Raw genomic sequence first — 14,578 nt, 5'->3', positions numbered from 1 at the left:
TCATTTACATTTTTTTTAATTTTTCAAATACTTTTCTAAAAACTGATCTTGTTCCCAAAGTAAGTGTAAAATATTATCTTTTGCTACATAACTGTGTGCTTCTTTTGGTAGTATTACCATTCTTGCTGGCGCACCAAGTCCTTTTAAAGCTTGAAAGTAACGTTCTGTTTGCAAAGTAAAAGTCCCAGGATTGTTATCGGCTTCACCGTGAACTAGCAATAATGGTGTTTTCATTTTATCTGCATTCATAAAAGGCGACATGGTATTGTAAACACTTGGAGTTTCCCAGTAATTACGTTGCTCACTTTGAAATCCAAACGGAGTTAATGTTCTATTATAAGCACCACTTCTGGCAATTCCGCAAGCAAAAATATTGGAATGTGTAAGCAAGTTTGCTGTCATAAATGCACCATAAGAATGTCCGCCAACTGCCACTTTTTTTCTGTTTATGTAACCCAATTTATCAACAGCATCAATTGCTGCTTCTGCATTATCAACAAGTTGTGTAATAAAATTATCGTTTGGTTCAGTAGTTCCTTCTCCAATTATTGGAAAAGCAGCATCATCAAGAACTGCGTAACCTCTTGTTACCCAATATACAAATGAACCATAGTATGGCGCAGTAAATTCATTTGGGTTTTGACTGCCTTGTCCAGCACTGTTTTTATCCTTGTATTCTGCTGGATATGCCCAAATTAATAATGGTAATTTTTCTTTTTTAGTTTTGTCGTAACCTACAGGTAAATATAGCGTTCCGCTAAGTTCAACACCATCTTTTCGTTGGTATTTTATAACTTCTTTATATACATCTTTTATGCTTTCAAAAGGATTTTTAAAACCTGTAATTGAAGTAATTTTTTTAGATTTTATGTTTCTAAAATAGTAATTAGGATATTCATTTTTAGATTGCATCATTACCAAAACATCTCCTTTTTTAAAATCTTCAATTGATAAAATATCTTCTTTTTTATCTTTATAAGTTGAGGTATAAAGACGTTTTGCTTTAAATGTTTTTAAATTATACTCAGCAATAAATGGAAATTGACCTTCTTTTGTAAATCCGTCACCAATTAAAAATGCATTATTATTTTCTAAAGCTAAAACATATCTGTTGAATTCATTTTTCTTGGTTTCAAAACTTCCTGGATCAGAATAAATATCTTGCGAATTTCTGTCAAATAATACTTTTTGTGCTTTTAATGGATTGGACGGATTGATAAGAAAAGTTTTTTCATTTCTAGTATCGTACCATTGTTCTGATAAAATTGCTGTAGTTTCATTTCCCCAAATTATTCCGCTATAACGTTGAACTGTTTTGGTTAAAGTTGATGGATTATCAGTAAAAGGCGCATTCCATAAAAAAACTTCATCTCTAAAAGCTACAGTATTTGCAGGATTTCCTTCATCTAATGCTTCAACATAATATAATGTTGCTGGTTTGTCTAATCGCCAACTCATATTTCTTTTTCCTTTTCTAACCGCCATAAAACCTTTCGGAATTATCTCGTTTAACGGAACTTCATTTACCGTTTTTAAAGCTGTTCCATTTAAATCACAAACAACAGTTTTTGATGGAAATCTATCTAAAGGAACAATGTAAGAAAATGGTTTTTGAATAGTTGTAATCATTATTAAGGTTCCATCTGGCGAAAATCCTAGTCCAGAATATAAATCGGCTTCTTTATATAATGTAGCATTTCCGTCAAGAGAAATTTTGTATAATTCGGATGTTACTAAGTTTTCAAAATTTGTTTCATCAGTTTTATTTTTCAATAAATCCTGATAGGTTCTATTTTGCGATTTTTTTCCGTCAGCATTAGAAATAATTGGTCCACTTGGTAAATCTTTTTTGGTGTCTAATAATTGATTTCTGTTTTTTGGCAACATTTTTACTAAAATACTTTCACTATTATTGAACCAGTTAAATGGATTTCCTAGATTGGCATTTAGTTTTGCATCAGTAAGTTTAATAGCTTTTGCAGAAGCAACATCAATTATCCAAAGTTCAACTCCTGTAGCAATTGTATTTGTAAAGGCAATTTTCTTTTCGTTTGGCGACCAAGCAACATTAGTAATTTTTGCATTTTGTGGCAAACCAGAAACTTGAATTTCGTCTTTTCCTGAAACTTTTCTAATTTTTAAATTATTTATGTAAGTAACAGCGCTAGAGATGTTTGTAACTGGATTAATTCGCAATCCGCCCAAACGCATTTCTTCTTGATTCAAATCGTCCAATGTTTTATAGGTATTTCTATAAGACAATAACATATATTCTTTTTTGGTATCCATAGAAACCGATGGCGCACGTTCATAATCGGCTAAGTCTAAGATAGATTTTGGTGGTTTTTGATAGGAAACATTTTCTTGTGAAAATCCTAAAAAAGAGATGAATAGCAATAATAGAAATTTTATTTTCATAAAAATAAATTGAAGTTAGTTAGTGAATTATTGGACTAAAATAAGACAAACTTGTTACATAAATAATTTGTTTTAAAGTTTTAACAATTTTTATACTATTGATAAATCATTTATCTTTACAAAAATATTTATTGATGAAAAAGTTTTACATTTTATTAGTACTAGTAAGTTCATTTTCAAATGCTCAACTTAGTTGGTCGCCAATTACAACAATTCCTACCGATGTAAACGGTCAGCGATTTGATGATGTTTTTTTCTTAAATGAAAATTTAGGTTGGGCAATTAAAGGATATTATTCGGCACTTTTTAAAACTACAGATGGTGGTGTAACTTGGACACAGCAAATTGCAAATGGTGGTTTGGGTGGATTTTTATATTTTAGAAATGTTGAATTTATTGATGAAAATATAGGATTTTTAGGAACTTTAAGTGGTTCATTTTTTAAATCTATAGACGGTGGAACAATTTGGAATGAGGTAACTACTATTTCTCCAAATCCTCCTGCAATATGTGGTATGGATGCAGTTGGAACTTCAACAATTTATGGTTGTGGTACTTATTTTGGTCCAGCATTTATTATAAAATCTACAGATAGTGGAACGACTTGGCAACATATTGATATGAGTGCTTATGCCACTACTTTGGTAGAGGTTTTATTTTTAGATGAAAATATTGGTTTTGCTGCAGGTGGTAATTCTAATGGAGCAGTAATTTTAAAAACTATTGATGGCGGAACAACTTGGACTACATTATATAACGGAACAATTGCAGGAGAAAATGTTTGGAAACTTCAAATTTTATTAAATTCTGGCAATAATGTAATTTTTGGATCTGTAGAATCTTTTGCTCCTAATAATGGTAGAATGGTTAAAAGCGTTGATGGTGGAAGTAATTGGATATCTAAAAATGTACCAGATATAAATGTTCAAGCAATTGGCTTTGTAACTGAAAATCATGGCTGGATTGGAGGACATCAGACTGGTTTTTTTGAAACTTTTGATGGTGGTGACACTTGGACAAATACTACAGTAGGAAGTAATTTAAATAGAATTATATTTTTTTCAGATGTGCTAGCGTATGCTTGTGGAACTACGATATATAAAATGACAAACAATTTATCAACAACAACTTTTCAAGAGCAAGCTAGAGTTCCTTTAAAGGTTAGCGTTGCTCCAAATCCAATAAAAGATAAATTAAATGTTTCAATAGATTTTATTGGTAGTGATAATTTAATTTTAGGATTATATTCTTCAACAGGACAATTATTATCAGAACTTAAAAAAGATTTAATTTCATCTCCACAAACTAAAAATTACACTTTTGATTTTCCTTATTCTAGTGGAATTTACATTTTAAATTTACATACAAATACTGGTAGACAATCTATCAAAATTATAAAGTAGAATTAATTGTACAATGATTATTTGTTAAATTAGAAAAAAAAATATAATTTTAGTTCCTATTTACTTAACAAACTAAAAATACAATTATGGGAAAATTTGTAATTTCAACTAGAAAAAACGGCGAATTTCAATTCAATTTAAAAGCAGGTAACGGTCAAACAATCTTAGGAAGTGAAGGTTATAAAACTAAAGCGGCTTGCGAAAACGGAATAGAATCTGTTAGAAAAAACTCTCAAGACGAAGGAAGATTTGATAAACTAGAAGCTAAAAGTGGTCAACCTTACTTTAATTTAAAAGCTGGAAACGGACAAGTTATTGGAAACAGTGAAATGTACGAAAGTGTAGCTTCAAGAGATAACGGAATTGCTTCTGTAATGAAAAATGCACCAGATGCAACTGTAGAAGAAGTAGAATAATTTTTATAAAATTCACTATGAACCAATTTATTAATTTAGATTGGTTTTTTTATTGAAAAAAGTGAAAAAAACTTCATTACTTAAAATTTAAAAATCTAACAATTGTTAAATATTTGTATCAAGAATAGCATCGGTTTTAAAAGATGACTAAATTTGTGCTACTAAATTTGCTAAATAAATAAAATATGTATCATTCTAAAATAGCTGGTCTTGGATATTACGTTCCAGAAAATGTTGTAACAAATAACGATTTATCCAAAATTATGGATACTAACGACGAATGGATTCAAGAACGAACCGGAATTAAAGAGCGCCGCCACATTATTAGAGGAGAAGATACAACTACAACTATGGGAGTAAAAGCTGCCAAAATTGCAATTGAACGTTCAGGAGTTGCTAACGAAGATATAGATTTTGTTGTTTTTGCGACGTTGAGTCCAGATTATTATTTTCCTGGTCCAGGAGTTTTGGTACAAAGAGATTTAGGTTTACGAACTGTTGGCGCATTAGATGTTAGAAATCAATGTTCGGGATTTATTTATGCATTATCGGTTGCAGATCAATACATTAAAACTGGAATGTATAAAAATATTCTTGTTATTGGTAGTGAAGTGCATTCTACAGGATTGGATATGACTGATAGAGGAAGAGGAGTTTCTGTAATTTTTGGTGATGGTGCAGGCGCAGCAGTTGTGAGTAGAGAAGAAGATTTATCTAAAGGAATTCTTTCTACACATTTGCATAGTGAAGGTTTGCATGCTGAGGAATTAATTGTAAAAGCACCAGGAATGGGAAGTCGTTGGGTAACAGATATTATTGCAGATAATGATCCAAATGATGAAAGTTATTTTCCCTATATGAACGGACAATTTGTGTTTAAAAATGCGGTGGTTCGTTTTAGTGAGGTAATTATGGAAGGTTTAGCAGCCAATAATCTTGAAGTTTCCGATATTGATATGTTGGTTCCACATCAAGCTAATCTTAGAATTTCGCAATTTATACAACAAAAATTTAAATTAACAGACAATCAAGTTTTTAATAATATTCAAAAATACGGAAACACAACTGCCGCTTCAATTCCAATTGCTCTTACAGAAGCTTGGGAATTAGGAAAAATAAAATCTGGAGATACTGTTGTACTTGCTGCTTTTGGTAGCGGATTTACTTGGGCAAGTGCTATAATTAAATGGTAGGAATTTACAATTTAAACGCAAATCTAATTATTTTTTAGTTGGTTTTTCAAATACCATAATATTAATAGTTATCGATGAAAGTAATCGCATTATTTGTCATTCTGACGAAGGAAGAATCTCTTTGTTTTTTTACTTGAATTGTTTGTGGAGATTCTTTCTTTGTCAGAATGGAAAAGCATCACAACAAAATAAAATTAGAATAGAAATCAAGTTTAAATAAAATACAAAAACCTCGAATTGCACTTCGAGGTTTTTTAGTTCAAATGGTATTGTTTTTTGGCAGTTATCGTTTCAATGTAAAATGGGCTTTAAATTCTTTAGATTCTCCATTCTTTAAGTAAGAAATAGTAAACCAGTAATCGTCAGCAATCAGTATTTGATTGTTGTACATTCCATCCCAACCTTGACCAGATGGTTTTATTTGTTTTAATAATTTTCCGTATCGGTCATAAATATATATTGTTGCAAATTGCTGTTCAGATAAATCTACAATATTCCAAGTTTCATTAAATCCATCGCCATTTGGAGTAAAATATTTAGGATAATTTACCACAATTGCTTCAACAGATGTTGTTCCGCAACCGTTTTTATCTCTAACAGTTATGATATGAATTCCAGACATTACATGATCAAATATTGGACTGTCTTGAAATTGACCATCATCTAACTGATATTCATAATCGCCACCAGTTCCAGTTGCTTCAATTGTTACAACTTGATTATTGGCAAAATCTTCATTAACTGTATACGCTATAATTGCTGGCTCAGATGCATTTGCTGTAGCAAAAACTTCGGCAGAAACACAACCAGTAATAGTATTTGTAGCAATTACACTAAAAGTTCCAGCTACGTTAGTTTGATAATTTGCGCCAGTTCCAACTTGAATTCCTGTTGCATTAAACCATTGAAATGTGTGAGTACTTGATGATAATCCTGACATAAATACATACGGATTTAATAACGTATTGGTTTTACTGTCAATACACACAATTCCATCTTTAGGTGTTGGTTTTGGTAATTTATTTACAATTATCGTAATCTGTTTTACGTCATAACAATTTGGAGCTAAACTATTACTAACTCTAACAAATGCTGTTGTAGAAGTTGTATTTAAAATAGTATTTATATTAGCATTAGCTTCTTGAGAAGTGGCAAAATAAGTAATACTAAATTCACTTCCTGTTTGATTTCCTAAAATAGTTGCATTTAATTGCGCCAAATTAAAAGCTGTAATTCCATCGTTTAATCCATCTTCATCGCAAACGGTTCTCATTATTATTGGAACTGAATTTGCAATTGGAGTATCAATAATGGTTATATCAAACTGAGTTTCATCAGAACAATTCGGATTAAATCCTGAATTTGCAAATACATAAATAGTTTTACTAGTAGAAATTGAACTTCCTTGTGCAATCATTCCACCAGTTCCGTTTGCGCCATTATAATAATTTCCTACTGATAAAGTTGGTAAAATGTAGCTTTCGCAAATAGTAACATCTTGCAATTGATCTACATTAAATATAGTTACACTAAATAGTTTTTCGTCAAAGCAATTTGGAGTTGTACCAGTTTGGGCATAAACAAATAAAGTTTGATTAGTAGTTAAAACTGTTCCTGCTAAAATCTCTGCTCCAATTCCACCAGATTGTGAAAAATAGTTCCCAACTGTTAAACTTGGTAAAGTATATGAATTACAAACAGTTACATTTGGAATAGTACCAATTACAGGAGTTTTATTAATTGTTACAACAAAACTACTTTCGTTGGTACAATTAATTCGTTCTCCAGATTCTATAAAAATATAAATTGTTTGAGTAGAAGTTATAGTTGTTCCAGCAGCAATTTGAGTTCCAGTTCCAAATGGACCATTTGGTTGCGTATAGTATTTATTGCTTCCAGTTAAAGCTGGTAAAACATAACTATCACAATGAGTTTCGTTTGCCACAACTTGAGCATCAATTGTAAAAATATTTAATTGAAAATTGGTTTCATTTACGCATCCATTTGCCACAGCATAAATATAAACTAATTGCGAAGTTGTTAAAACAGTTCCACCATTATACATCGTTCCTGTTCCGTTTGGTGCTGTAAAATAATTTCCATTTACTAAATTTGTTAATGTGTACGAATGACAAGCATCAATTTCTGATCTTGAATCAATAAATGGAGGTAAATTTACAGTTACATTAAATGAAACATCGTTTGTACAACCATTATTATCATTCAAATAAATATAAATTGTTTGCGAAGTTGTTAAAACATTTCCAGCAAATAACGCAGTTCCTGTTCCGCCAGAACCAGTAAAATAATTTCCTATTGGAATATTTGGTAAAACATAATTTTCACAAGCAACTGTAATTGTTGGAACTTCAATAACTGGAAGTTGTATGGTTACTGTAAAATTATAATTATCTGTGCAATTGGGTTGCGATTGACTAACTGCATATACATAAATTGTTTGCGTAGTATTAATAATTGTTCCGGCAGCAATTTGAGTTCCAGTTCCCATTGGTCCAGTAAAATAATTTCCAACTGCAAGTTGTGGTAAAACATATTGCGCACATTTTGTAATTGAAGTTGGAAAATCAATTCCAATAACTACTTGAAAACTTGATTCGCTAACACAATTGGCAGTTTGACCAAAAATATAAATTGTTTGCGATGAGGTAATTGCTATTCCAGCAGGAATTTGATTTCCAGTTCCGCCAGCTGCATCATAATAATTTCCAAAAGTTAATGGTTGTAAAATATAGGAAGTACAATCAAAAGCATTTGTAAAAATCGGAACATCTTGAGATTGTACAATTTCTATTGTAAAAGATAAATCCAATACACAAAATGGTGGCGTTACTGATTGAAAGTAAAAATAAACAGTTTGATTGGTAGTAATTTCTGTTCCACCAGGAATCATAGAACCATTTCCGCCTGTTTCGGTAAAATAGTTACCAAATTGTAAAGCAGGTAAAGTATAGCTATCACAGTATATTCCTGAACCAATAGTAAATTGATCTGGTTCAATTATTAAAACCATAAAGTTACTCTCATTAGGACAACTTGGAGTTGCAGTACTAGTATTGTAAATATAAATTAACTGTGAAACTGTAATAATATCGCCAGCAAATAATGCAGTTCCAGAACCGTTTGATCCTGTAAAATAATTTCCATTATTTAATGGTTGCAATGTATAACTGTCACAAGTAATTACATCTTCAAGAGAGTCAACAAGTGGTAATGCTGAAACTATTAAATTTGCACTTGTAACTGCAAAACAAGTTGGATCATCAAGTAATTGAACTCTTGGATAAATTGTCGCGCCACTAGAAGTATAATTAAATGGTAACGGATTTGTTCCTGCATTTGCATCTGCCAATGTTGAATAATAAACTACATTATATAAATTTATAGATTGACCATTTAATATTTGACTGTTTAAATTTTCTAAAGAAAAACTTGCTTCACTTGTAATTACGTTACTAGAACATTTTACATAATTACTTGGTTGATTGGCAATTGGAGCGTTTGTAACTAATAATTCAAATGATTTTACAACATAACATCCAACTTCATTTGGGTTATTAATTCTAACATACACTGTTGTATTTGGCGCGCTAGAATAATTTAATGGCAATGCATTTACATTATTATTTGCATCAGCAATTGAAGTATGATAAGACAAAACCAATTGTGGACTTGTACCAATATTCATATAAGCAGTGTTTATTGATAAATCATAATTGTAAGTACTAGAACCATTATCACATTTATAAATATTTTTAGGATTGGATGACGTAAACGATGGTAAAAACTCTACTATTACAAAATCTGTAACCGTTTGACATGGAAATGAAGCATTGGCATAAGTCAATTCATAAGTTCCAGGTTGAGAAACCGTTAATGTTGGATTGTTTTGACCAGAAATTACAACTCCATTTTTTTTCCAAACAAAACTATATAATGTTGGATTTAAACCAGAATCTAAAAGTGTAGTTTGGTTAAAACATATTGCAGTATTGTTAGCAATTGTTAAATCATTTCCTAAAACTTCTTGACCAATATTAAAACTATTTGAAGATAAAAATATTGCCGAGTCCGATTGATAATCACTTCTATCTGCAATAACCAATTTTATTTTATAAGGAATATTTGGCGATAATGATGCCGATGCATTTAATACAACAGTTTGTCCATTAAAATTTGTAGCAGAATTTGCAGCATTAGAACCTCCATTAAAAGATCCAAAATACTGTGAATTTGCAGAAGCACAAGTAGAATTGTATAAAAAATCTCTAATGGTAACAACAGATATTGGTGTATTTGTACCTGAAACAACTGCTAAATTAGTTGTAACACCAGTTACTGTATTTGTTAATAGAAAAGCAAAAGCATCTGAAAATTGACATTGAAAATTACCATATTCTTCCGATGCAAATAGAAAATCAAAATCAAAATGTGGTGATAGTGGAACAAAATCAAATTCTAAAACGGTTGCATTTGCCGATGTCATAGTAATTCCTGCCGCAGCCAAAGTTGCCTCTAATGATGCATCTCCAGTCCAAGAAGCATTTCCAGCAGAAAGTATAGTAGCATTAGGACCAACGGCTTGATTTACATTTCCAGTAGTTAAAATTACACCACTTTGCATAGGAAAATTGGGATTGGTATTTTCAAAATATCCAATTCCGTTTGTAGAGCCAAAATTAGTTCCTGTGCGCCAAGTGATATTTGTTGCATTGATACATGGTGAGTTAATTAACACGTTGTTAACTAATTGCGGAACTGTGTAGGTATTAGTGTTAACCGAAATACTTTGGGAGTAAAACGATAAGGAAAAAATACAAAATAGTAGGGTAAAAGTGTTTTTCATTTGGGATGAATAGTTTAACACAACAATACTACAATGTATATCGTTTAAATGCAAATAAAATCGTTTATGTGTAAATATTTTATAAAATAATATTTATAATCTTACAAATAGAATTAATTCTACAAAACTATTTATTTTTCAAATCATTATCATCTGTTTTTAAATACATTTTTTCTAATTAAAATATATCTTTGCATGCTTAAAAACTATATAATGTCACTACAAGAAATTTTAAATCCAAGTATTAAAAAAGCGGTTAATGAACTTTTCGAAATCAACATCGAAAAAGTAGAATTTCAAGCTACAAGGAAAGATTTTGAAGGCGATATTACCGTAGTTATTTTTCCGTTATTAAAACTAATAAAAGGAAATCCAGCCGAAATTGGTTCTAAAATTGGAACTTATTTAGTAGAAAATGTAAAGGAAGTTGTTAAATTTAATGTTGTTGCCGGATTTTTAAATATTGTAATTTCTGATGATTATTATGTTACTTTTTTTAATGAAATAAAGGACAATAAAGATTTTGGAAAACGTACTGCTGTAGCAAATGATAAAGCGATTATGGTAGAATATTCTTCGCCAAATACCAATAAACCTTTGCATCTTGGTCATGTTAGAAATAATTTATTAGGATATTCTGTTGCCGAAATTATAAAAGCTTCTGGAAAAAAAGTATACAAAACACAAATCATAAACGATAGAGGAATTCATATTTGTAAATCAATGTTGGCTTGGCAGAAATTTGGAAACGATCAAACTCCAGAAAATTCTGGTTTGAAAGGTGACAAATTGGTTGGAAATTTTTATGTAGCTTTTGATAAAGTGTATAAAGAAGAAATTGCAACTTTAGTTTTTAATGGTAAAACTGAAGAAGAAGCTAAAAAACAAGCTCCAATTATTCTTGAAGCACAACAAATGCTACTAGATTGGGAAGCAGGAAAACCAGAAGTAATTGAGTTATGGAAAACTATGAACCAATGGGTTTATGATGGTTTTGCAACAACTTATAAAAATTTAGGTGTAAATTTCGATTCCTATTATTATGAAAGCAATACCTATTTATTAGGAAAAGAAGTAGTTCAATTGGGTTTAGAAAAAGGTGTTTTTGAAAAAGATGCCGATGGTTCAGTTTGGATAGATTTAACCGAAGATGGTTTAGATAGAAAAATTGTATTACGATCTGATGGAACTGCAGTTTATATGACGCAAGATATTGGAACCGCAATTCAACGTGTGAAAGATTTTCCAGATGTTGGCGGAATGGTTTACACAGTTGGAAACGAGCAAGATTATCATTTTAAAGTGTTATTTTTAATTTTGAAAAAACTAGGATTTGATTGGGCAGCAAGCTTATATCATCTGTCTTATGGAATGGTAGAATTGCCTTCTGGCAAAATGAAATCTAGAGAAGGAACTGTTGTAGATGCTGACGATTTAATGCAAGAAATGATAGAAACAGCAGGAAGAATTTCATCAGAACTTGGTAAATTAGAAGACTATTCAATTAACGAAAAAGAAAAATTATACACTACAATTGGTCTTGGAGCATTAAAATATTACATCTTAAAAGTAGATCCAAAAAAACAAATTCTATTTAATCCAGAAGAATCTGTAGATTTTGCAGGAAATACTGGACCATTTATTCAATATACTTACGCTAGAATTCAATCTATTTTGCGCAAAGCTAATTTTGATTACCAATCTGTCATTCTGAACGATAATGAAGAACCTTTGCATGTAAAAGAAAAAGAATTAATTAAACAATTATCACTTTTTCCAGAAGTTATACAAAGTGCAGCTCACAATCACAGTCCAGCTTTAGTTGCCAATTATACTTATGATTTGGTTAAAGAATACAATTCTTTTTATCAAACTGTTTCTATTCTTGGCGAAGAAAACCATGATAAAAAAGTATTTAGAGTTCAACTTTCTCAAAAAGTTGCCGATACTATAAAATTGGCTTTTTCTTTACTTGGAATTGAAGTTCCAGAGCGAATGTAAAAACTAAAAAAGGTTGCTAAAATTTATTAGCAACCTTTTTTAATACTTTATATTTTTACTTCTTAACTTCTAGCAAAAAGTTAATTCCAATTTTAATGTCTTCGGCAATTTTATTTTTTACCAAGCTTGGTATTGCAATTGAATAATCTTTGGCTTTTACATTAAAATTGCTTGTTGCCACAACTTTACCCTCTTTTAAAGATAAATAAATTTTGGTTTTAATCTTTTTAGTAATACCATGTAGAGTTAAATCGCCTTCTAAATCGTAAGCGGTTTTAGTAGAAGTAATTTTAGTTGCATCATAATTTACAACTTTTCCTTTAAAAGACGCTTTAGGAAATTTAGACGATTCTATATAATTTTCATTAAAATGTTCTTCCATCAATGGCACTTTAAATTTGAATTCTTTAACCAATCCTAAAACTACAAATTCTCCAGTTTTTTGATCAAAAATACAAGATGCCGATTTATTTACTGCAGCAATTTCTTCAAACGATGGCATTGATGCTTCAAATTTTATTTCGCCATTTCGTGTCATCATTTTTTGAGAAAATACACTTTGCGCTAGAGCAAAACTAAAAACTAGAATTAAATACTTTTTCATAAATTTATTTATTGGTTTGTATATCCATTGGTTGCCCATAATTTAATTAAATCTATTGTGTTTTGATCCATTCTACCTGTTTGTGGCATAACATTACCGCAAGACTGTGTATCAATTCTACAAATTACATTTCCGTTTTGGGTTGCGTCTTTTACTTGCGCGTAAGTTTCTAAAGTTGGAAATTCATTTCCACTTGCGTGACAATTTAAACATCTGTTACTAACAATTGGTGCAACATTGGCAACGTAAGTTGGATTTAAAATTTTTGCTCCAATTTCATCATAGGTTTTGCTTTCGCAAGACGCAAAAAGTACTGCTAAAAATAGCATTACAAGAAGTTTATTATTTTTCATAGCATTGATATTTAAAAAACTCTGTATAAATTAAATCCAAAATAAACTTTTCCTTTTGTCCAATCTCCATTAGCATTGGTGTAAACTGAAATATCGTTCATTGGCTGACTGTTAGAAAAAACCAATTGAAAAACGTGACCTCCAGTTTCTATATCTAACCCAAGAGTTAACGGATTACTATTTAAAGTATCCACTTTTGGCACTTTTAATCTGGCTGCATATTCTAAATTGATACTCATTCTTTTTGTAATTTTATATCTTCCGCCAGCACCAAGTAAAAAAGTACTTTTTTGATCAGAAACAGCATCATACAAATTTTTGTGTACATAAATAGAAGCAACTTGTGCCGAAAAAATTTCAGAAAACTTTTTAGAAATTAAAAGTTGCGTTGAGTAAGCCATTCGTTGCGAAAATTCTAAATTTGGATATATATCTTTACTCAACTCACTATTAATATCTAAGGTATTGTAACCAACAATTGTTACAGGAAAACCATCAATTTCTTGATTGGCTAGTTTATATTTAACTCCAACTTCATAGGTTTTATTGTAAGTGTGTCTAGATAAACCTAATGACAACCAATTGGTTGCACCATAAATTCCTCCTAGTTTGGTTAATGCATTGTCAAACCCAAAAAAGTTATCAAATCCGTTAGATAAATCTCCAAATCTGTGTGCAACAAGAAAATACCAATCGCCTTTTACTGGTAATTTAGTAGACTGCATTGTAGCAATTTGTAATGCTTTAAAAGCTGCAGTTTCTATTTCTTTTTTATCAGATTTTATGGTGTCTAATTCTTTAAATAAGTCCTCTTGACCAAAAGAAAAAGTATAAGTTAATAGTATAAAAAAGCAAATAATTTTTTTAAAATTCATAGTTACCATTTATTCTAATCAATAAAACATTGATCTAATTTTATTTCCTGCATTAAGTCGTCATAACCAACAACTCTTCCTTTTATTGTTACTACGTCATCAACTTTTATTTTAGTTTCGGCAGCATTAAAGTTGCATACAATTGCATTTTCTAAGATAACTTGATTGCCATCAATTGAAATAATTTTTCCTGTAACAGCAACTGCTTTTTCTATATATTTTTTATTAGAAGCATCAATATTAGTACTGTATTCTTTAGAGATATCTGATGTTGAAACTGTAAATTCTGCTTTTTCACTTGCCAAATTTCTTCCTCCACCATACATAATATATAGATAAACCGATACAAGTATAAAAAATATTGATATAATTCCGATTAGTAGTCTTCTATTCATAATTAATAGTAGTTTAGAATTTTAAAAACGTAAATATAATTATTAAAAATTATTTA

At 30.3% G+C, this 14,578-nt stretch carries 10 protein-coding genes; 4 read left to right on the top strand and 6 right to left on the bottom strand.

The window, feature by feature from the left end; translation table 11 throughout:
* Positions 1–15: 15 nt before the first annotated feature.
* Entirely contained in the window at positions 16–2,418 is a 2,403-nt protein-coding gene (locus tag ACH2BC_RS07015; RefSeq protein WP_395053279.1) for a prolyl oligopeptidase family serine peptidase, read from the bottom strand.
* A 134-nt stretch (positions 2,419–2,552) separates the two neighbouring features.
* Between ACH2BC_RS07015 and ACH2BC_RS07010 the strand changes: the two genes are divergently transcribed.
* From ACH2BC_RS07010 to ACH2BC_RS07000, 3 genes are all read left to right on the top strand, one after another.
* Positions 2,553–3,821: a T9SS type A sorting domain-containing protein gene (locus ACH2BC_RS07010; RefSeq protein ID WP_395053278.1), complete on the top strand. Its 1,269-nt coding sequence runs from the start codon at positions 2,553–2,555 to the stop codon at positions 3,819–3,821.
* Positions 3,822–3,907: 86 nt separating this feature from the next.
* Positions 3,908–4,237, top strand: coding sequence for a YegP family protein (locus ACH2BC_RS07005; protein WP_395053277.1), 330 nt, complete (start codon positions 3,908–3,910; stop codon positions 4,235–4,237).
* Between the two features lie 185 nt (positions 4,238–4,422).
* A complete protein-coding gene (locus ACH2BC_RS07000; protein ID WP_395053276.1) occupies positions 4,423–5,430 on the top strand; it encodes a 3-oxoacyl-ACP synthase III family protein in 1,008 nt (335 codons plus the stop codon).
* A 283-nt stretch (positions 5,431–5,713) separates the two neighbouring features.
* Here the strand turns inward: ACH2BC_RS07000 and ACH2BC_RS06995 are convergent, their stop codons facing one another.
* The gene (locus ACH2BC_RS06995) at positions 5,714–10,294 is read right to left on the bottom strand and encodes a choice-of-anchor L domain-containing protein (RefSeq protein WP_395053275.1); all 4,581 of its coding nucleotides are present in this window, start codon (positions 10,292–10,294) and stop codon (positions 5,714–5,716) included.
* 213 nt (positions 10,295–10,507) lie between these two features.
* On the opposite strand from ACH2BC_RS06995, the gene argS reads away from it, so the two are divergent.
* A complete protein-coding gene (argS, locus tag ACH2BC_RS06990; RefSeq protein WP_395053274.1) occupies positions 10,508–12,295 on the top strand; it encodes an arginine--tRNA ligase in 1,788 nt (595 codons plus the stop codon).
* Between the two features lie 55 nt (positions 12,296–12,350).
* Here the strand turns inward: argS and ACH2BC_RS06985 are convergent, their stop codons facing one another.
* Genes ACH2BC_RS06985 through ACH2BC_RS06970 form a run of 4 tightly spaced genes read right to left on the bottom strand, consistent with a single transcriptional unit; the run spans position 12,351 to position 14,522 of the window.
* Positions 12,351–12,899 (bottom strand): YceI family protein, encoded by a 549-nt coding sequence (locus tag ACH2BC_RS06985; RefSeq protein WP_395053273.1) that lies wholly within the window; start codon positions 12,897–12,899, stop codon positions 12,351–12,353.
* Between the two features lie 8 nt (positions 12,900–12,907).
* A complete protein-coding gene (locus tag ACH2BC_RS06980; protein ID WP_395053272.1) occupies positions 12,908–13,252 on the bottom strand; it encodes a hypothetical protein in 345 nt (114 codons plus the stop codon).
* 11 nt (positions 13,253–13,263) lie between these two features.
* Positions 13,264–14,127 carry a DUF5777 family beta-barrel protein gene (locus ACH2BC_RS06975; protein ID WP_395053271.1) on the bottom strand — a complete coding sequence of 288 codons (864 nt, stop codon included), beginning with the start codon at positions 14,125–14,127 and terminating at the stop codon, positions 13,264–13,266.
* A gap of 14 nt (positions 14,128–14,141) precedes the next feature.
* Entirely contained in the window at positions 14,142–14,522 is a 381-nt protein-coding gene (locus tag ACH2BC_RS06970; protein ID WP_395053270.1) for a hypothetical protein, read from the bottom strand.
* Positions 14,523–14,578 lie beyond the last annotated feature (56 nt).

This window comes from Flavobacterium sp. (assembly GCF_043760115.1).
Classification (GTDB): domain Bacteria; phylum Bacteroidota; class Bacteroidia; order Flavobacteriales; family Flavobacteriaceae; genus Flavobacterium.
Note: the sequence above shows the minus strand (reverse complement) of the source record. Positions and strands in the feature narration are given on the sequence as shown.